Source organism: Paenibacillus xinjiangensis (genome assembly GCF_059686975.1).
This window is the reverse complement of sequence record NZ_JCAALS010000014.1, coordinates 18,836-39,881: the sequence shown is the minus strand read 5'-3', so window position 1 is coordinate 39,881 and position 21,046 is coordinate 18,836. Positions and strand designations below refer to the sequence as shown.

The 21,046-nt window shown below is 48.0% G+C and carries 14 protein-coding genes; 5 read left to right on the top strand and 9 right to left on the bottom strand.

Annotation, left to right across the window (positions count from 1 at the left end):
* Positions 1-4 precede the first annotated feature (4 nt).
* On the top strand, positions 5-1,552 hold the full coding sequence (locus AC6ESP_RS15255; protein WP_497097581.1) for a response regulator transcription factor: 1,548 nt from the start codon (positions 5-7) through the stop codon (positions 1,550-1,552).
* Positions 1,553-1,614: 62 nt separating this feature from the next.
* On the opposite strand, the gene AC6ESP_RS15250 is transcribed toward AC6ESP_RS15255, so the two are convergent.
* Positions 1,615-5,952 carry a glycoside hydrolase family 3 C-terminal domain-containing protein gene (locus AC6ESP_RS15250; RefSeq protein WP_497097580.1) on the bottom strand — a complete coding sequence of 1,446 codons (4,338 nt, stop codon included), beginning with the start codon at positions 5,950-5,952 and terminating at the stop codon, positions 1,615-1,617.
* Positions 5,953-6,286: 334 nt separating this feature from the next.
* Here AC6ESP_RS15250 and AC6ESP_RS15245 point away from each other — a divergent pair, with 334 nt between their 5' ends.
* Positions 6,287-6,574, top strand: coding sequence for a winged helix-turn-helix domain-containing protein (locus AC6ESP_RS15245; protein WP_497097579.1), 288 nt, complete (start codon positions 6,287-6,289; stop codon positions 6,572-6,574).
* Here the strand turns inward: AC6ESP_RS15245 and AC6ESP_RS15240 are convergent.
* The 3 genes from AC6ESP_RS15240 to AC6ESP_RS15230 form a co-directional block, all read right to left on the bottom strand.
* Positions 6,571-7,158, bottom strand: coding sequence for a DUF2238 domain-containing protein (locus tag AC6ESP_RS15240; protein WP_497097578.1), 588 nt, complete (start codon positions 7,156-7,158; stop codon positions 6,571-6,573). The genes AC6ESP_RS15245 and AC6ESP_RS15240 overlap by 4 nt on opposite strands.
* A gap of 293 nt (positions 7,159-7,451) precedes the next feature.
* Positions 7,452-7,985: an SRPBCC domain-containing protein gene (locus AC6ESP_RS15235; RefSeq protein ID WP_497097577.1), complete on the bottom strand. Its 534-nt coding sequence runs from the start codon at positions 7,983-7,985 to the stop codon at positions 7,452-7,454.
* Positions 7,986-8,043: 58 nt separating this feature from the next.
* Positions 8,044-8,385: an ArsR/SmtB family transcription factor gene (locus AC6ESP_RS15230; protein WP_497097576.1), complete on the bottom strand. Its 342-nt coding sequence runs from the start codon at positions 8,383-8,385 to the stop codon at positions 8,044-8,046.
* Positions 8,386-8,648: 263 nt separating this feature from the next.
* Between AC6ESP_RS15230 and AC6ESP_RS15225 the strand changes: the two genes are divergently transcribed.
* A complete protein-coding gene (locus AC6ESP_RS15225; RefSeq protein ID WP_497097575.1) occupies positions 8,649-10,220 on the top strand; it encodes an amidase family protein in 1,572 nt (523 codons plus the stop codon).
* Here the strand turns inward: AC6ESP_RS15225 and AC6ESP_RS15220 are convergent.
* From AC6ESP_RS15220 to AC6ESP_RS15200, 5 genes are all read right to left on the bottom strand, one after another.
* Positions 10,217-11,839, bottom strand: a complete 1,623-nt coding sequence (locus tag AC6ESP_RS15220; RefSeq protein ID WP_497097574.1) for a helix-turn-helix domain-containing protein — start codon at positions 11,837-11,839, stop codon at positions 10,217-10,219. The genes AC6ESP_RS15225 and AC6ESP_RS15220 overlap by 4 nt on opposite strands.
* Positions 11,840-11,965: 126 nt before the next feature.
* Positions 11,966-12,970, bottom strand: coding sequence for an ABC transporter substrate-binding protein (locus AC6ESP_RS15215; RefSeq protein WP_497097573.1), 1,005 nt, complete (start codon positions 12,968-12,970; stop codon positions 11,966-11,968).
* A 338-nt stretch (positions 12,971-13,308) separates the two neighbouring features.
* Positions 13,309-13,593 carry a hypothetical protein gene (locus tag AC6ESP_RS15210; RefSeq protein WP_497097572.1) on the bottom strand — a complete coding sequence of 95 codons (285 nt, stop codon included), beginning with the start codon at positions 13,591-13,593 and terminating at the stop codon, positions 13,309-13,311.
* Between the two features lie 176 nt (positions 13,594-13,769).
* Positions 13,770-17,408 (bottom strand): polysaccharide lyase family 8 super-sandwich domain-containing protein, encoded by a 3,639-nt coding sequence (locus AC6ESP_RS15205; RefSeq protein ID WP_497097571.1) that lies wholly within the window; start codon positions 17,406-17,408, stop codon positions 13,770-13,772.
* Positions 17,409-17,708: 300 nt separating this feature from the next.
* A complete protein-coding gene (locus tag AC6ESP_RS15200) occupies positions 17,709-19,673 on the bottom strand; it encodes an AraC family transcriptional regulator (protein ID WP_497097570.1) in 1,965 nt (654 codons plus the stop codon).
* Between the two features lie 505 nt (positions 19,674-20,178).
* On the opposite strand from AC6ESP_RS15200, the gene AC6ESP_RS15195 reads away from it, so the two are divergent.
* Complete coding sequence (locus AC6ESP_RS15195) at positions 20,179-20,724, top strand: methyl-accepting chemotaxis protein (protein WP_497097569.1); 546 nt, start codon at positions 20,179-20,181, stop codon at positions 20,722-20,724.
* Positions 20,725-20,729: 5 nt separating this feature from the next.
* Complete coding sequence (locus AC6ESP_RS15190; RefSeq protein ID WP_497097568.1) at positions 20,730-20,972, top strand: hypothetical protein; 243 nt, start codon at positions 20,730-20,732, stop codon at positions 20,970-20,972.
* The last annotated feature ends 74 nt before the right edge of the window (positions 20,973-21,046 follow it).

The window sequence follows — 21,046 nt, the reverse complement described above, 5'->3', positions numbered from 1 at the left end:
CCCGATGTATTCATTCATTATCGTAGATGATGAGCCCTTAATTCGACAGGGGCTGCTCAAAAAAATACATTCCTTCAGCCTTGAGCTTGCTTTCGCTGGGGAAGCAGACAATGGTGCAGACGCGCTCAACTTAATCCAAGAGCTTGATCCGGATATCATATTCACGGATATGCGTATGCCCGAGATGGATGGCAAATCATTGATGAGAATCGTTCATCAGCAGTATCCCGACAAAAAAATAATTGTCATTAGCGGACATTCCGACTTCGACTACATGAAAGAAGCGATATCAGCCAAGGTCGTCAGCTATTTGCTCAAGCCGTTCAGCCGCGAGGAGATTCATCGTACGCTAGAGCAAGCGATTGAGGCCATTGAGAAGGACCGAAGCGTCAAGCAGGAAGTCGTCTTGAAAGCTGCCGAAACGGAGCACATCAGCTACCATGCTGATATTCAATCCCTGCTCCATCTCATTATCGGCATCCACCAAAGAGACAAGCTGCCCGCCTTCCAATCGGCTCGTCTGAAGGTTGTGCTTACCGCTTCCTCACACATTCTGCTAACGCTGTATATGCCTGATCCTATCGTACAGGAATTACTCGGGGAGCATCAAGATTATGTCTATATTCCCCATTCCCAGAGCGATCAGCTTGCCTTCATCCTGCTGTCCTATTCGGCTGTCGAGTCGGAGGATGCATGTCTAGCGCACGCCAGACAAGCGGCAGAGCTGTTCATCGATACCGTCAGCATGAGAAAAGACAGCAAGGGCTGCGTCGGTATCAGTACCGTCTTCCATGATTTCAGCATGCTGCGCCAAGCTCACCATGAGACGATTGCTGCGCTAGATCAACGTTCGATTGCCGATTTCGGCCGCTGTTACTTGTACAATAAGCATAGCGAAGCTCCCGATGTGCTGCTGTGGGAAAGCACGGATGAGCTGCTGTTTCTAGTCGAGTCTGGACAAACCGTGAGGGTAAAAGACCTTGTTCTGGATTTCTTCGCCTTCTATATCCGCCAGCCTGCCGTCTCACTCGGGCAGCTCAAGGAGCAATGTCGGACCATCATACAAGAGGTCAAAAAAATGCTGTCTGTATACTTGCAAACGCAAGCCGACGGAGCACCCTCCTCAAGCCTGGAGTCTGTGCTGAACATTTCCTTCGATCTGGATTCTATCCGGCAATACATGCTGACGGTCTTGATGAGCACGTCCGATCTTTTGCAGGGAAGCTCATCCTATTCATCAGACAATGTCATCGATAATATCAAAACCTATATTCACAAAAACTATACGAAGGATTTAACTTTGGAGAAGGTATCCTCTCTCTTTTATCTCAATCCCAGCTATCTAAGCTTTCTATTCAAGGAAAAGACGTCGCACAATTTCACCGATTATATTAACCAGCTGCGTATCGAGCAAGCCAAATTACTGTTAAAAGGTACGGATGATAAAGTGTACAAAATCGCGAAGCAGTTAGGCTATGACAACCCCAAATATTTCTTCCGGGTATTCAAGAAAATGTCTGGCCTCACGCCGGAGGAGTTCCGCAAAAGCTGATGTCCGCAGCAGAAATAGCCTGCCCCTCTCACGAGGTGCAGGCTATTTTCTTCTTCCTCTTCTTAAGAAATCGTATCTACGATAACACTATAGGTTCGAAGGGCTACAGCAGCCAGCTCCGCACGCGTTATGGTGCTGGAAGGCAGCAATTGCTGTGCCGGGTTTCCTTGGAAAATCCCGTATTTGATCGCAATCGCCATAGCTGTACGGTTCTCTTCAGAGATGCTCTTCGCATCTGAGAAGTCCTTCAAGAGCTCGCTTATTTCCCCTTCGCTCAGCTCCATGTCTACGCCCGCATAACGAAGAGCGTTGGCGAGCACCGCAGCCATGCCCTCACGGGACATTGGCGTGTCAACGGAAAGCTCCGAATAGCTTACCAGCTCATGCTGACTGGCTGCTCTGACGACGGAATCATACCATTTGGCATCCGCTTCCTTCTTGTCTGGAGCTATGCCAAGAACATTAAGCGCAACCATAAGCGTCTGTGCCTTCGTAGTAGGAGCATTCGGCTCCATCTTAGTCGAAGTCGTGCCATTGATTAAGAGTAGGCTGTTCGCCTTGGCAACCTCATCCGCATACCATGCACGTGGTGCTACGTCGGTGAATGCCCGCTCCGAGGTGACAGCCACGTAAGTGCCGCTCAAGGACACGAGTGCTTGAATAACCGTCTTGCCGCTGGCATCTGTTGTAATGTGACTAGGTACTGGCGTCAATGTGCCATCCGCAGCTACTAGAGCCAGTGCGGTAATCTTGCTGCCCGCTTCCGTGTTCATCGTAATCGTTGCTGGAGCATAAGCGCCGCTGCGTTTATTGACCGTGATCCCCACAGGAGCACCTACTCCTGCAACTCCCACAGCCTTGATGTTATTCACCTTAGCTAGATCAGCTGCGCTCGCTGCTGTTACTGTTACAGCTGGGGTATCCGTGCTAGGCGTACCCGGATTAGAGCTGCCTCCACCAGGCGTGCTTCCTCCTCCAGAAACCGTGAACGCCAAGCTGTCGATACGCAGATCAGCTGCCTTGAAGACGACATACAGATTATGCTTGCCCTTCAGACTCGTGTTGCTTAAATCCGCTTCGACCTCTACATAGCCAAGCTCCGTAACAGGAACCGCTGCATTGGCGATCGTATAGGATCTAGGCTGCGTGGTTGGAACCTCGATCATGGCAATAGGCGCACTGCTTGGAGAATCCGCGTGCAGCGTAATAATTCCGCCTGCCGCATCAGAAGCAACCGATGCCTTCACAGCTGTTGCACCTGTCAGATTCACACTCGGTATTGCCGCATAGGAGCCATTCTGCTTCGATCTGACCGCATAATAGCCGCCCACAACCTTTTTCGCTTTCAGATTTTGTGCAGTACGCTCTTTGGACACCTCATGATAGATCACCTCATGTGAGGTGAATGCATGATCGAACACATTGAATGGACTGCTGAGCTCCAGCCCAGCGATAGCGTCACCTACAATTCGGATGGTCTTCTCACCGTGAATATCCTCGGATGAGGAGCCCACCATCAATGTATAAGAGCCATCTTCTACAATGAAGCTGCCTTTATTAACATCCCATATACCGAAATCATTCGCATCCACCGACAGGGTAACGGTTCTGCTCTCGCCGGCTGCCAATGCGATCTTCTCAAATCCGACCAGCTGCTGCTTCGGAGCAGCTGCTCCATAGCCAGATTGATTATTCCGAATGTAGAGCTGAACAACCTCTGATGTAGCAACATTCCCCTCATTCTTCACCTTCACCGAGACGTTGAAGGGCTCTTGCCCGCTTGCACTCGCAGGCGCTGTCAAATCACTATAGGAGAAGCTGCTGTAAGAGAGACCGAAGCCAAATGGATACGTAATCGGAGCATCCGTATACATATAAATCAGCTTGGACTCAATCGGATCGGCGTTCGTCATATCCAGTGTAAACCGCGGATCAATAGTAGCCAGTGATGCCGTCTTATTGCCTTCTGGAATAACATATTTATTGATTGCCGGGAATGCAGACATGTCCGCATACCAAGTGGAAGTCAGACGGCCAGTTGGCGCATAGTCGCCATATAGAACCTGTGCCAGCGCGTGGGAATCATATTGACCTCCATAGGGCTGATAGACGATCGCTGATACATTCGGGTTGTTCTGAATCTCTTCCAAGCCTACTGGGAAGCTGCTCTTGACCACAACGATCGTCTTTTTGCCTTGAGCGGCAAAGGCAGCAGATACTTTGTCTACAAGCTCGTAATCAGCATCACCCATATACAAGCTGGAGCGGTCATTGCCTTCGCCCGCGCTATGACGAGGAATAGCACCGACGAATACGACGGCATAGTCAGCTGTCGCTGCTCTAGCCACGGTATCCTGACCAACGTCCTTCACTACTGTTTCCTTGAATTTCACATCTGTGCCTCGATTAGCAGCACCCGCTGCATGACCAAGTGTAGCTGCTGCTGTCTTCAGCTTGCCATCCTCACCTGTAGCAACGAACCGGCCATTGGAATAATACCAGTTCGTAAAGTCACCGGAGAAGCCGCTTCTGTAGCCGTTAGCAATCAGGGATAAGGACTGGTCTGCATTAGCTTCAATGCGGAGCCTTGGAGGTATAGCGCTCGTGTTGCCCAGCATCGCTGCTAGATCCCAATCGTTGTTCGTTAGATTTAATCTCGTGCCATCGGTATTGCCTACCGCTGCGCTATTGCTATTCGGCGATGTAACCCAGCGATTATTGCCCAGCGACAACAGGCTGTAGCCCTCTTGTCCCCAATCGAATACTTGGAACAACTGCGAGGAATCCTCCGTATTCAGCGGCTCCTCTGTTGTAACCAGCTGTGCCCCTTCTTCATATACACTTGCCGTAACCGTCTGATTATTGCTCATTGCAGTCAGAGCAATGACCTTCCCTGCTGAATCATATGTTACATGATCGGCGCCATTGGCGTTAATCAGCGCCAGTAGTGGTGATATCCCTGATTCCGGAAGAACAGGCGTAGTCCCTACCGAATAAGTGGTTTTGAATCTGGCATCAGCATACACGCCGGATACAGCTGCATTTTTATTTTTGTCCAGCGGCAGGACACCATCATTCTTCAACAAAACAATGCTCTCCTGTGCGGCTTGCAGCGCAACCTCCTGATGCTCCGGAACGCTGTAGGTCGCTGCTGTCACCGTACGAACATCCTTCGCATCCTGAGCAAACGGATAATATAAAGGAATGCCGTTCGCGTCTACCTCATTGAATATCCCCACTCGAACCATCTGGTTCACATGCGGCCTTGCAGCCGTAATGAGATCCTCAGCAGTAATGCCATACTCCCCTTTGTTCACAAGTGCAACCAGATCAGGCACATCAGCAGGTGTCGTGCCTGATGGCCGCCCCGCGTTAGCCTCGGCAAGCGCCATCAAGACTGTTGCATGTGTACGATCGACAGCATAGCTCGTATCATAGCCGTTGCTGAGACTGCCTGTATTAGAGACATGGGCATCTCCGTTAAAGTCAGGAGAGCTGTAAGCCCCATATTTGGAGAAGTCATTCGCATGGAGCTGCAAAGGAGATAATATGTTCGGAATCCCGTTGGTCCGTCCGAACGAAGTCATAACCCCAGCTAAGGAGCCAGATTCGAAGCCTTTGAGCGGGCTCCTTGTCTGATATTCGAACATGGACCTTGCGCCAGCGCTGTTGCTTGCGGACTCCCGGAACCACTGCGCATTGTATACGGAATAATGCTTAGTTCCCACGGCCGCACGCATCCAGAACCCGTCATCGCTTACCGACTGGTCAATCCCGCTAAGGCCTGATGCCATCTTATCGATCAAGGTGCCTGCCATATAAGGGTCTTCAGAGTAGCCTTCATCGAATCTCCCGCTTAACGGATTAATTCTCATATCGCTGACTACTGTGAACGCCACGGTCGCTGAGGCATTGGCGCCTCCATGGATGTTGGATTCTCCCTGCTTCACCTTCAGCAAGCTGATTTTCTCATTCCCCATCACCTCACCGATATCAGCAAGCAGCTCTTTGTTCCAGGTTTGTCCCATCCCCACCAGTGCGGGAAAGTCTGTAGAAACACCCTGCACATTATCTGCTGCCGCCAATGCGCCTGGGATTTTCTTACCTGCGTTCGGCCCTTGCGTCAGCGTATAGTGGTTGCGCGAGCCCGTCACATAAACCGCAGGACCCTCCAATCCTGTATAGGAAAAATAAGTATCCACATACGCATCCAAATGCTCCGGATTGCCGTCGAACAACGGCATGCCATCAAATACGCCTCCTTGCTGTGTTTTAAATACGATGCCCGCTGCCGCCTGCACCGGCGGAATGGCACTTGCGGTGATACTTGAGGCAAGTACCCCAGCAAGCATCACGGATAGCATTTTTGTTCCCCATTTGCGCTTGGTTATGAGATTCATTGTGTCGCTCCCTTTCTTCTCCCGATTTGTAAACGTTTACATAATTGACCCAAATTGATTATACAATTGCCTGGGGTATACTTTGTTGGTACCTTTTGGTGCAGTAATTTTAGATGGCTGTCCATTCGAGCACATATAAAAAGCGCTGCTGCGATGGAATCAAGACTCTGTATACAACACAAACAAGCCGGCGTATACGCCGACTTGTTCGTGTTGTATCGCAATGTAAGCAAAGAAGGATAAGGACTACTTACCTGCAGAAACTGTAACGACTCATAATTGCTCATTCAGTTTCAATACGTTCTCGAATCTTAAAAATGCCTGATTTCCCTGTTTGCTTCAAGCTTGGAATCATTGGTACCCTTGTTTTCACCTCCTTTCAAATGAAGCCGGATCATTCGTTACTGCCAACCATTATCTATCCAGCCATCCAGGTCAGGTGTTTAGCGTCGAGCAATTATATGAGCATATATGGGGAATTGACGGCTGGAGTGACATGCGAACCGTTATGGTGCATATTCACAACCTGAGGCGAAAAATCGAGGATGATACAAGCTCACACCGATACATAGCGACTGTTCGAGGAATCGGCTATAAGATTCAACGCCTATCATCGGGCTAAGGAGCATCTGCATGGCGCTTCTGTTTCCCTCGGTTCTTCAATAGCATGAACCCCACCGATAGGAGGGCACCGATTAAGGTCATCAGCATATCCTTTTGTGTATCCAGATCATCTCCTTGGTACCCAAGGTACATCGCAGCAAGCTTAGGATCACTGACGAATATGACACCCATCTCTGCTATTTCGAATAAAGCGCTGGATGTCATTATGATGAGGAAGGTCACCAGATGCAGAGGCAGGCTGTTCAGCTTCATCAGCCTTGCTATGAACTCCCTTATTGGATAGGCAAGCAAGAGGCCGAAGGCCCCATGCACGACCCAGTCATATACACTTCTCTTCGTATCGAAGAGGTGCTTCACCACCATGTCCAGTGGCGTATTCTGATAGGCATAGTGGGCACCGATCATATGTAACAAACAAAACATAGTAATGAGTGCATAAGAGAGATTATTAAGCTTATATCGTCGATACACAATGGCAAGCAAGGTCACGAACAGCAGCAGCACGATGTTCTCCACAAGCCAATCTCTTCGATCAGCAGGAGCAATCGCAAGTGCGAACCAAGCCACTACAAATATAGCCATCATTATATGTAATGGGCGATTGTCCTTGAATGGGATAGCTATACTCAGCCACCTTGACCCCTCAGAGGATGACGCTGCGGGAGAATGAAGCATATAGAAATCCACCTCTCTAGAACGAATAGACGCTAACCCTTAGTATGTCCAAAAAAAGGAAATCCCACCCATACTCTCATCTATTGGATCATCTCCTATTATGCATAGAATATAAATAAGACCGATAGTCACTCGAGAAAACGAGGACTGTCGGCCTTGTAGAGATCCATGTATAAGTAAGCAGCGGCTCCCGCTTCTCCTTAGCTGCTCTTCTGAATATTCTCCAGATGAACATCCAGGTTATCGAAGGTTTGCGTTATCCCCGGTATCATTCCCATATCAATCACTGTCTGCAGCGCTTCAGCCGATGTGTATACCCCAGTGTTCACCAGCTTCGTCTTCCCTGCCTCATCAATGAAGTCAAGCGTGACCAGTGTCTCCGGCATATCGTCTGCAACATTGCCTTCGGCATCCGAGAACCAATCCGTATACTTGATTTGCTCTGGCACCGTAATATCCCGATATAGCGCCTTGCCCCACGACTCCATGCCGTAGAAATCGCCTTGATTCTTGTCCTCGCATTTCATGCAATAGTGCCAAATCCCGCCGAGGCGGAAATCAACATGACAGACAGGAAGAGTCCAGCCCTTAGGACCCCACCAATGCTTCAAATGCTCTGCCTCCGAAAAAGCCTTAAACACAAGCTCGCGCGGCGCCTGGAAATAACGCTCCAATACAAGGGTGCTGCCTTCAACACGGGTTACCAATTGATTAGTCAGATTAGAATTATTCATCATTACATCCTCCTCAATTTGGTTGCATGATCACACTGTCTACTACCTGCTGCTACTCTTATTCCTGCGTTTCTTTGCTCTGAAGCTCCTGCAAATAATCATCCAAGCGATCGTACCGTTCCTCCCACAGACGCCGATACGATTCCAACCAAGTGTCCAGCTCCTTGAAAGGATCAGGACGCAGCTTACATATGCGTCGGTTAGCAACCGCCTGCACCTCTACAATGCCAGCCTCATTCAGGACTCGCAAATGCTTAGATGCTTGAGGCTGACGTAACTGGAGCCTTTCAGCAATCTCCCCAACCGTTAGCGGACTCTCTCGCAATAGCTCAACGATCTGCAGCCGGTTAGGCTCAGCCAAGGCACTCATAACGTTAGCATCCATACGCAACTCATCCATTCATTTCATTTAATTGCTTCATGTTCGTATTTCCTTTTGTTGAAACCAATATACCATTATTGGAATATTCCTGTAAAGGAATATTTAAAATTTGTTTTATCTACGATGATTGATCCGTATGAGATCAAGTAATATTTTTGCACAAAAAAAAGGCCGCCTCCACACAAAAATGCATTGTAATCATTGACGATGTGTCCTAAAATAACAAAAATATCCTGCTTATTGCACTCCGCGTAAAGTTGACTGCCTGCAGCAGTAATGAGGTGAATACAACGAATATAGGTCAAGCTCCCCCCCATCTCCGTGTCGTTGAGCTAGGACTGTCCGGGGCGCTCGCTCTGCTTCAGAGCGGAGATGCAACCTCCTATGCGCTTGTGTCGGCATATATTGCGCGAATCGACGCCTATGACCATGCATACGGAACCGAGCCAGGGCTTCATGCTATCATTACCGTGAATCAGCATGCTCTGAATGAGGCTGAGAGGCTCGATGAAGAACGCGCTGCTGGGAAGCTTCGCGGCCCGCTGCATGGGATTCCAATAATCGTCAAAGACAATTACGCAACAGCGGATATGCCAACAACGAATGGATCTCTGGCATTCGCGGATTATCAAGCAGAATCTGATGCAACCATCGTTATGAAGCTGCGTGAAGCAGGTGCTGTCATTCTCGCTAAGTCCAATATGTCCGAATTCGCATGGTCAGGGAACGACTCCGTTAGCAGCATCCGAGGGGAAGTAAGAAACCCTTATGACCAGACGCGTACCTCCAGCGGTTCAAGCGGCGGGACAGGTGCTGCGATTGCAGCAAGCCTGGCAGCCGCTGGCTTCGGATCTGACACCTATGGTTCGATTCGCAACCCGAGTACACATCAATCCCTCGTCGGTGTTCGCCCTACTCATGGCCTCATCAGTATGGCTGGTGTTACACCGCAGATAGGTCCGCTCGACACCGTTGGGCCCATGACACTTCGTGTACAAGATGCTGCAATTCTGCTCGATGTGGCTGCCGGCTATGACTCGAAGGACCCTTATACGAAGGCACTGGAGGGCAAGACGATCAACTCCTTCACAAGCCTGCTAAGCGATACCGCGCTTCAAGGCAAGACGCTCGGTTTCATTGATCAATCCGATGATCCTGAGCATCGATATGCCAATCAAGCTGCAGAGCGCAATGAGGTTCTAGCGCTTATCGATCAAGCCAAGGCTGTGCTCGAGACTCGGGGAGCGACCGTCATTATGATCAAAGAAGAGGATCTGAACGCTATGCAAGGGTATGGCTGGCAAGGAATGAAGAGCTATGTAGACCACTGGCTTGAAGAGACCAAGGCAACTTGGCCTGAAGGTCTTGCTGCCTTAGCTGAGCCTGCCGACAATCTCACGCTGGATGATTATATTGCTGATGGGCAAGCCATCTTGGAAATTATGGAGTCAAAGGAATGGCTGTTGTATCAAGATCAGCCTGCGGTTATCGAGGCAACAGAAGCAACCAAGCTGGCTAGCATAGCCAAGCTGACGAGGATGTTCTCCGACCTGAAGCTGGATGCCATCGTATATGCTACCGACACGTTAACAGCATCCCGCATTCCAGTAGCTGCTAACTACAGCAATGACACTTGGTCTGGATTTGCCTCAGGACTTGGTCTTCCGGTAGTTACTGTACCAGCAGGCTTCACGTCCAGCGGGCTTCCGGCAGGAATCTCCATACTAGGTCTTCCATATACAGAAGCGGAGCTGCTTGCCTACGCTTATGATTATGAACAGGCCACACATCACAGGAGAGCGCCATCCAGCACGCCGGAGCTACCGTTCGAGACTAACCCGCTCACAGTTTAGGCCAATACCTGCAAAATATCATCTATTTTCTTCCCATTAGAAATAACTCCGTCATTCATCCATGTCAAAAAGTCGACTTCGTAGGCATGGTTATTCCGCACAGCTGGCAATGTACGCCAGATTGAATGCTGCAGGACACTTCTTTCCATTCCCTCAGCTTGGCTATGCCATTTATCAAATGTGATAAACAGATGGTCTGCTGGCAGAGTAGACAGCTCCTCTAGTGTCAACCGAGTCATTCTCTCTTGAGCTGCCTCAGCACTTACCTCTCCCTTGGAACAAGGACTTAGGCCAAGATCATCGTATAAGACCGCTGTAGCGAATCCCCTGCCCGCATGCGTATATTGATGAATACAATCAGCTGAAATACGCAAAAAGGCGACCGTCTCCCCATTCATGGAACGGCTCAGCTTCTGACGGGCCGAGCTCGCTTTTTCCTCATAGACAGCAATAACCTCTTCCGCACGCTCTGAACGTCCAAAATAATCTCCCACCGTGCGCAGCAAGGTCCGCCAGTTATCGCTAAGCTCAGGTAGAATGCAAGTGCTGCATATACGGCGGCATTGCGAGTATTGATTGTTATGATAGTGGTCACGAAGCATAATCAAATCCGGCTTATAGCTGGAAAAAACCTTGAAGTCACCTCTCATCCCATCGAAGGTCGGTATATCATGCAGCGCCAAATAATCCTGCTTGCCCCATTTGGCATGTGAATACTGTGCGACAGGTCTCATATCCAGTGCGACCATGAAATCCTCAAGATAGGGTGCAACCACTCTCAGCTGTTCCTTATGACTGCTCCGATATTGTCCAGGTGAGATCCCGACTGACTGCTTGAAACGTCGGTTGAAATAATATTCATTCGTGAAGCCTATATGCTGTGCTATCTCTGAGAGCTTATCCTCGCCTCCGAGCAGCCATTTTTTGGCCTGAATGATTCGCATATCATTCACATACTGAAGCGGTACCAGCCCAGTAGCTTCCTTGAATAGTCGGGTATACTTCCAACGATCGATGCCCGCGATGGCAGCAAGCTCCTCCACTGTAAGCACCTCTCGGTAATGCTGTTCAATATGCCGAATGGATTGCTCCAAGCCTCGCTTATCATTGGAACCAGCACCCTTACTATCCGCTGAATCGTCTGCATTCTGGGTGAATAATAGCAGCAACAGCTCTTGGAAGCGAACATACCGCTGAAATACCAGCAGCTCCTCCTCGGCATGACGGTATCTATACATGTCCTCCAGCAGCTCCAGCACTTTAGTGAACGGAGTACAGGATAGATCAGGCTTTGTCGGAATTAGACTCCAAGCAACGCTATTCTCCTGACCTGAGCCTAATGAGAATGACAGCTGATAATAAGCACAACCATGATGATCCGACTCTAGAGACATGGTTGTCCCGGGCATCATAATCCAGCATTTTCCCAGTCCAAGCAGCTTATCCTCCTCGTTAATGACAATACGTCCTGTGCCTCTCATAACAATGATCAATGTGAAACAGTCTTTGCTCTGCTCCGGCTGAACGAGCTGCTGCAGGGTTTGAATGAGCTGAATGGAATGCAGCCTATAAAAGGCCGAGGGCGCTTGTGATACTAGATGGGTATCCTGATGTTCCATTGTATAACCACTCCCTCCCCTATGCATGTAAAATCTAAAACCAATAGAGCTGCCCTTCAACCTAAGTTGAAGAAGCTGCTCTATTGGTGTGAACGTTATAGAAGGCTGTTGTCTTAATAAAGTTTGCTATGGAGCAAGAAGCTGGAGAAGATCATCCATTTTTTTGTAATTGGCCGTGATGGCACCTGTCTGCCAGTAAGAACGCTCTACTGGATAGACATGTCCCTGCTTAACTGCCGAGACTGATTTCCAGAGTGGATTAGCCAGCATTTCTTCTAATGCTGCGGCATTCTCCTCATCTTCCCATGACCCATTCGACGGAAGCAGAATAATATGATCTGCATCAAGCTCCGGAATGACTTCCAGCGACAACACAATATTCCCCTCTGTCATATCCTCTACATAAGTAGGGGCCTTGAGCTCAAGATCCTTATACAGAATCTGGCCAATAAACACATTGCTAATACCGAATATATTAATGGACTTGTCCACAACATTCATTCGCAATACGACGACCTTCTCGTCCCCTACTGCTGCCTTCAGCTCTGACTTGACCTGAGCAATTCGATTATCATATTCCTGAAGCACCTGAGCCCCTTTATCCTCGATGCCGAGAAGATCAGCTATTACGGATAGCGTTTGGCGAGAATCCGCCAACACTTCATTGGACAGTACATAGGTGGGTGCTACCTTTTTATACAGATCGTACTGAGCCGGTTCCTCACCTGCTGCAATTATCAAATCTGGTTCTGCCGCCAGCAAGCCCTCGACACTCCCTGTTATATCGAATAGTGGGACATTAAGCTCCAGATAATCCTGCTTCCCCCACATCGGATTATAGTATTGCACAATAGGGGTTACACCTAGCGCTACCAGAAAGTCCTCCCGATAAAGAGCGGATATCCTCTTCGGATTGACAGGAATAGTCACCTCACCGAATTGATCCGTAACCACTCTAGTGTTCTCTTGAGCTGTTTCTGCATTCGCCACTGTATTCGAGCTGCTTGTCGGCGTAGATTGCTCCTCAGCAGTCCCATCATTTGTGTTACTGCCTGCTCCGCAACCTGTTAATATCACTACTGCTACTATTAGGGAAACCCATCCCGTCTTTAAAAACCCTCTCCAAGCCATGACCCCATTCACTCCTATGTCTCATCTATTATACCACAATAATGATAATCATTATCATAATTATGAATTGATTTTACCCCACGATATCGTCTATCATCAATACACATTCTCGACAAAATCGTTTATACAATCTCTTAAAAGAAGATTGTGAAGAGTATAGTAAAGCCCCGGTGATACACCGGGACTTTACTATACTCTATTCAACTTTATTTCTGTGACAGAGCCACCTGTTCAATCAATGCGTCAACAGCTTTCTCTACGAGATAAGGACCATAGTTCCATTTGTCACGGGTTACATTAATAATCCGATGCGGAACGTTTCATTGTCCTACTCCCCCTTACCATAACCGGTTCCCTGATAGCCTGTTGTTCGCATATTTGCTATATACTTCAAGCGCCTTCTTCTGCTCATCAAATGCATAATACTGCTCGTTGTAACGATCGTCATCGAGTCCTGGCCATGAGTAATTAGCAATAAAGTTCTTCGCCATTGCCTGACCAATCGGAAGGTTGTCCGGATTTTTCAAGATGATGTCGGTGTAAATAGGTTCTCCGTCCACAAGCGTGTAAGTTTCCCCTTCGATACCGAAGTTTTTGAGAATTGCTCCTTCTTCACCGAACAAGTAATCCAGTGTCTTGATTGTCTCTTCCGGATTCTTGTTGGCACTAATGATAACCGCACCTACATTGTCGTAGTTCCATGAGGTAAAGCAAAACTTGGATTCATTTCCCTTGTTAAGTACAGGGTATTGAACCGCTTCAAGCTTGGCCTCGGGATAGGTTCTTTAATCAATCACTATTACAATTGATCTACGATTAGCGCCGGGCGGTACGCAACGGTTCCATTTTCCTTCGAGCCGTATTGCACCCAGCCATTAGCGCCGTAGTTGGCAACAGCGGACAGCATGATGGATAGCTTCTTATCTCCTGCCAGCGCATCGTTCACCTGGTTTGTCACATCAAGCTCAACTGCCTTACCAACCGAAGGTACGGACCAGCTACCAAGTACGCTGCCCACAGCCGGTGCAGAACTCCAGGTTACACCTGACTCCGTCCAGCTATTGTCGCTGATATATTCCGCTTTATTGCTTATCCCCGTCATGCCTGCGGTAGTTGGCACGAGCAGCACCTTGGCGCTTGTAACGGTACCATAAAGAGAAGACAAATCGAATTTCAATAATGATCGCCGCATGTAACTGGTTGCGTCGTCCTTCACTTCAAGAACGGCATTCGAGCCGAAATTCGTGTTCTCATAGGAGCCATCACGAATCATAGCATCCGCCTCCGCTCCTAGCTTCACGTCATATGGCGTCTCAAATTTGACGCTGAACGTTTTACCTTTAGCACTGTTCACGTTAACTGACATTTTGATCGTCGGACTGAGCTGCGTCACCGTTACCTCTGGATCGGAAGAGATGATGCCAGAGGCTACCCGATTGATTTCAAGTTGGATCGTTCCGGAGTTCAGCATCGTTGGATCGGATACGGAAACCTCCAGATCCGCGTCTGCATTCTCCTTCGTCATTACGGTCGCCTTCTTGTTGCTCGTTAAGAACGACGTTCCGCTAACTGTTAGCGTCTTCGACGCGTCTTTCCAGAAATTCGCCCCAATGACGTTCAGACTATTTTCGGCAACAGCCTGCAGATCAGAGGAATTTTCGAGAATCTCAATGTCCGGATTTGCAGCGTATGCCTCGATTTGCGAACTGTCTTTGTTCGGAAGCAATGCGTAGGCATATGAAGCTTCCGTCGGATTCGTGCCGTGATTAATCGTCATCGTCATGTAGTTTGCGGTTTGAAGCTCTTTATAGCCAGAAAGGACAAGCTTTGGCCGATAATTCGAATTGGCATTCTCTTTGGTTCCGTATTGAACCCAACCATTGGAATCTGTTCCCGAACTGGCGTAGATACGCAGTGAGACAACTTTACTGCCGGTTGCGAGCGCCGCTTCAACGGCATTCGTAACATCGATGGAAACTGGTGTTCCTACCGTTATACTCGTCCATGCCTGACTTGGATCAAGTTGCATCGAAGCTGGCTTATTGTCCCATACAATGCCTGTTTCCGTCCAAGAATTGTCCGTTACGAGCTCCGCTGTATGTTGAATCGTATTGGTTGTTGTTCCTTTAAACTCTGGTACAAGCTGAACAGAAGCACCGCTTATCACCGTATGATCAGGAACCAGATTACTCAGATCAAACTTAATGTAACTTTCACGAGAATAGGTTCCACTGTCATTCTTGACCATCATCGTCGTATCCGAGCCGTGATTGGAGTCGCCCGAACGGACGAATGCATCCGCTGTTGTCGAAATGGTCTTCGTTGTCGGGGTAGCCGTGTTGATGTCGGACCAAGTTCCCGTTCTTTCCTCACGTACCATAGAAACTGTCTCCGTCATCGGAAAGTAGTAGCCGATGCTTGAACCGCTGGCCGGTGTATTTCCTTCCAGATGAATCCAGTTCGTACCTGAATTCGTATTCGACCAACCGAGGCTTGTCGTTCTTGCCTCGCCATTCACTGTCAGCGCATTGTTACCTGCATCGTTCAGTTTCCGGTTCTCCACGATGGTCTCGACGCGGCGCGCTTCCCCATTCCAGCCATTACCGCTCTGTCCGGTGTTCGAGATGCCAGCCCCCAGTGCGACGATTTCGTCATCGAACATGAACCATGACTTCTTAGCCGTCAAGTTCGACGCGGTTAGAACGTTGCCCGATGAGTTGAGGTCACCTGAAGCCTTATAATCCATGCCGCTGACACCGTACAACCCTAGAATGCCTGTACCGCCGACCCAGGAATTTGCACTTAAATAATTCTTCCAGCTGACCGCATTCGTCCGTGATTGCGTATCTACTGTCGTGCCCGGTAGCCGATAACGGTTAACCGTCGGCCAATAGTTGTCATATTGTGTGTTGTCGTCGTTATACAGATACGTCATGCCATCACCAGTATACCAGCCTTGAACGTTGTTACCGTTGCCTGACTCGTAATTGGCAATTCGACTGGAGGACATGCTTAGCCCAAACCCAAAGCCCAGACGCAGTTGAACCGCACGGTCCATATTCGGGAATTGCTTGTGCATCACGAGTTCACCACGCGAAGATACGGATGCTGAATCAAGAACCTCCGACGCCTGCGTATACAAATAGACCGAAGCCGATTTCGTCAAATACGTATTCCCGCTATCCTGCTCAAGCCAATATTTAATCATGCTCTTCAACGCATGCTTCGGATCACTTGGGTAGTTCGTGCCCAATGTATACGAATCATCCGGCGCTGAGAGGGTCAGGTATACTATCGAGGAAATAAGACCCGCCCCTGTTATGGTGGAAATATTCGTCCGTTTATCTAATGGTGTAGAAATATCCGGGCCAAACGCGATATTTCTGCCACGTACCATATCCATTGCGTTCCCGTTGTAGATGATCGGCTCAACGGAGTCGAAGATCCATTTGTATGCATTGTACTTTATAGTGTCCGTTATTTCCCAAGTAGACCCATCTAGCACATACAACATGATCCCAATGCCATTTAGAAGCGCTGAGCCGTACGCCCCGATATATGGAAAATACGTGTGTTGAATGAAAGAACCGTCCGTATAAAACCCATCGCTGGAAGAAACGTATGGAAAAATATCACTGAGCGAGTCGCGCGCAGCCGAAATCGCGTCTCCGTCTTTCACGATAATGCCGCGCAAGGCTACGCTGTTGGCCTGATCAGCTAAATTTGCTCCCGTCATCGTTGGAGCTGAAGCGGTAACGTTCGGATAGGACGATTTCTGCACAGTTTTGGCGTAAGGATCCGGAATAAATCGGTAGACCGCATCCATGTAATTGCCTATCTGAGTAGAAGTGAGATCGCTGTACATAAGCACCGTTATTTTGGTCAATGTCTGAGTAATGCCGATCTGCCAATGGAACCAGTTGCCATAAGGCGTGACGGTCGTGTTGTACTTGTTCGCGTAGAGCCAGTCCAATGCGCTAATGACGTCGGATTTAAGCGTGGCGTTCTGGTAGAGGGCTGAGCCGGGCTGGTAGTATGATGTCATCATCGCAAGCAGCCTGCCATATGAATTGCTGATATTACCCGAGACCGCGCTGTAGTCAGTCGAAGTGAAATCATTGTCTAACCATAAATAAGTGCGGTTTGCCGTATCCCGATTCATAAGGTCCCAATAGCCTGTACCAGTCGTACAAGGTGCAGCCGAAACGCAGGATGTAACTTTGGCGTCTGCTTCTTCGATCTTGTCCTGCAAGGACGAGTCTGCAATCGGCAAAGTGTACTCGTTCGCTCCGGTCAATAAATTTGACCATTTCATGCGGAGAGCGTCGAATTCATCGCTGGCAGCATAGGCTGAGCCTGACTGTCCCGGTATCCCCGTAAGCAGAAGATAGGACATGCTTACCAATAGCATAACTAGCTTATTGACTGTGACTCTCATAACAGCACCCTCTCATTCCAAAAATTTGTTCTTTCATAAAGAAGATATATGAAAGCGATTTCAATAGCAATGCTAAACTTTTACACCGGTAAACCATTCTTTACATGAATCGACCCAAAGACACGTCGCTAATAATAAATCGCATATTCGGCTGGGCAGACAATAATAAAATGGAAAGCGGAAGCCCTCCTCCGTGAGGAGGGCTTCCGCTTTCCATTCTCTGTTAGGTGTTGCCTGCCTGTGCATTTATTCGCTCTAGTTTCATCGAAGTACTAGAGATGCCCTGTTGCCTGTAGGCTCTTATAGCTTAGACTGCTCTATCAACCAGTTCGATAGTTCCTCAGCCTGTGATAGCAACGCGACCGGATCTTGAAACCATGACCGTTCTTCATCCCAGATATATACGCGATCATTTTGGACAGCTTCCAATTGCCCCCATATCGGGTCTTCTTTATAATCCTTCAGCGTCTTGGAGCTGCTCGTCAGCACAATATAATCACCAGCGAAATCCACCAACATTTCCTTGGATAAAGGGGAATATTTATTTTTATTAATCTCATCACTAACTCCCGCTGGCTGCTCGAGCTCTAACACCTGATAGATGGCGCGTCCTCCCCGACCAGAAATACTGCCGAAAACATAGATAGACTTCTCCTGATCCTCAAATACGCTAATCGTTGTCCCGGAGGGAAGTTTCTGATCTAAATCTGCTCTAAGTTCAGCTACACGAGCATCATATTCCGCTAGCCATGTGGATGCTTCTTGTTGATAATCCAGCAGTTCTCCGAAATACGCTATTTCTTCATGAACACTGTTGAATTTATCATAAGGAACACTTACTGTAGGAGCTATTTTGCTATAAGCATCATATTTCTCCTGTTCAGTTGATAAAGTAATAATTAGGTCAGGCTCCAACTCTATTAGATTTTCCAAAGAGTCATCAATATTCACAATTCCCTCTATTTTGTCTTGTATATAAGGATTTTCCATAAGCCATTCCGACGAAGCAACAGGAGTCACCCCCAAAGCGACCAAGCTTCCAAGATAATCAACAGCTGCGATTCGCTGCGGTCTTACAGGAATTACAACATCTCCAAATATCGTAGTAACTGATTTGGTCTCCCCAGTTACAGTAGAGCTTGACTGATTTACCTCTACATTCTGAACGTTCGTCACGTTGTTTGCCTGAGTGTTATTCCCCCCATTCACCGCATTCGTATTAGCCCCTCCTGCTCCACATGCACTGAGTACAAGCGTTAGGAATAGCAACATGGCAGCTGACATAGATGGTATTGATTTTCTGTACAACGTAAAATCCCCCTCAACCTCTAATTGATAATGATTGTCATCCTCATTATCGATATATCGTTGATTGAACAGATTCACAATGGAGGATTTTAACGCTTTTTTTGCAGAATATTGTAGTTTGCTGCTAACTACTTTTCCACTTTTATACTTGCCTGGAGCTATTCCCACATATTTTTTGAACATCCGATTGAAATAAAACAGGTCTGCATATCCGACTCTGGTGGCAATCTCCTGCAAGTTCGCATCCGTCGTTCGCAATAGTTCCTGCGCTTTGTCCATTCTTAATGTAATCAGAAAATGAATGGGGCTCTGCCCCGTCTGTTCCTTGAATTTTCTGGATAAATACTGTGGACTATAATTAAACAGCTGTGCTATATCCTCAATAGTAATCGCCTGATGGTAGTACTGCCTCATATAACGAACAACTTGCTCAGACAAATCTGGATTGCTCGTTTCAATGCCCTGTCGCTGTATTTGCCATAGCAATTCATAAACAAATTGATAGAACAGCGCTTTAGTATGAAGTTTGTCTAACACTTCTGGCTGTCTCCATTCCTTATGCATCTGCTTTACTTTGTCCATCAAGCTAATTGGGTATTGCGGAGTGAACGTATATTGCTGTAAGAATGGATTGTCTCTTTCCAGTATGAGCTGCAGCTCGTAGCCAAGCGGTGGCGGGAACGTTGCTTTGTATAAAATAAGATAACATTCAAATTCATTCCCCGCTTCGATGTCCAGACATGCACCTTTGCCGCCATGCAGCACATGAAACCGTCGCACCATGCTCACATTACCATCAAGCGAGATTTGCGCACTGCCGCGCGTAGTAAACAAGAAAGCACTGCTGGGTAGTCGATAGGCAAGTAATTGCTCTTTGAACTCCATCACCATATGACGAACATCCATTACGCGAATTACTGCCTGATTCCACATCCCAATATGATCATCTACACTCATCTCACCATTTCAACCCTTTCCCCTTATGAAGGTCCCACTTCACTTGATGTACCCCCGGTCAGCAGTAATCCAGCCTGAATATCCAGCTGTCTGCTTAACCTAGCTGTTATTGCTTGTATTTGAGCTAACCTCATTCACGCTGTTAGCCTCATTCATACTGCCACATGCCCCCAGAACCACACTTAACATCAGAACTAATGCACATAGCATAAGCCCGTTTCTCATCTTAACCATAACTGCCTCTTTATTTACTGATAATTATTATCACTATATTAGCCATTATAAGGGCAGCGAATAGCAATCGACAATGGAGATATAGGAGCAGTTTTTTCACTGGCGGGAGCTAGACAGCACTCCAGCCACGATATTCATTACTACATCTTACTCTGTCTGCAACGAAAAACTGCTGTACTAGCCGCATTTTGATATTAGGGCTAGCCATAACCTAGTCGAATCTTGTGAAATAATGCTAGTAAAAGTTTGGTACCACGGAAGGGGTATAGGGTTGAATCGTTTATTAACAAGAATGGTAGTCTTTTATTCCTGTCTCATCTTGGTGGCTGGAGCAGTGCTTGGGTTTACAATCTATCGCTCCTCTACAGGGCTGGTAGAAAGCTCACTCGGAGCACGAGCGAGGCTTGTTGCTGAGAATGCGGCTAAGCTAATCGATTCCGCGGAATATCTGAAACTTAGCGTGGAAGCTGGCGAGACAGCGTATTATACAGAGCTTCGCGCCAAGCTAATAGAAGAAATTACGAACGTGCTGTCCGGTATTGCTAGACAGACAGATCTGCTAGCCCTCAACGCAGCCATAGAAGCATCGCATGCTGGAGAGCATAGCAAAGGCTTCGCTGTCGTGGCGCAGGAAGTACGGAAGCTGGCGATACAATCCCAGCAATCTGCAACGCAGATCGGTGAGCTCATCTCCACAATCGTGGAGCAAACCGCCCTGCTCTCCTCCAGCATGGAAGCGAGCACCGCGAAGGTGGGTACGGATTTCAACTGGTACAAGAAGCTGGAGAAGCATTCCAATCGATTCTCTCTAGCTTAGTGACGGTGAACGATCAGCTGCAGGAGGTGTCTCCTGCATCCGAGCAAGTATCTGCGGAATTCGAAGAAGTCGCAGCATCCGTTGAAGAGATGGAACGAATCTCAAGACAGGCTGCCCAGCATTTCGAAGACATCGCCGCCAATTCAGCTGCCCAGATCATCTCCATGGACGAGGTCAGCTCTTCAGCAGATTCGATCCGCTCCATGTCTACGGAACTGACAGAGCTGAATAAGCGTTTTGTCGTGTAAATCGAAGAGCCGTTCTGCTTTCAGTTGAAAGCGAACGGCTCTATTTAACACAAACTCCCGCCAGCTTCTCTACA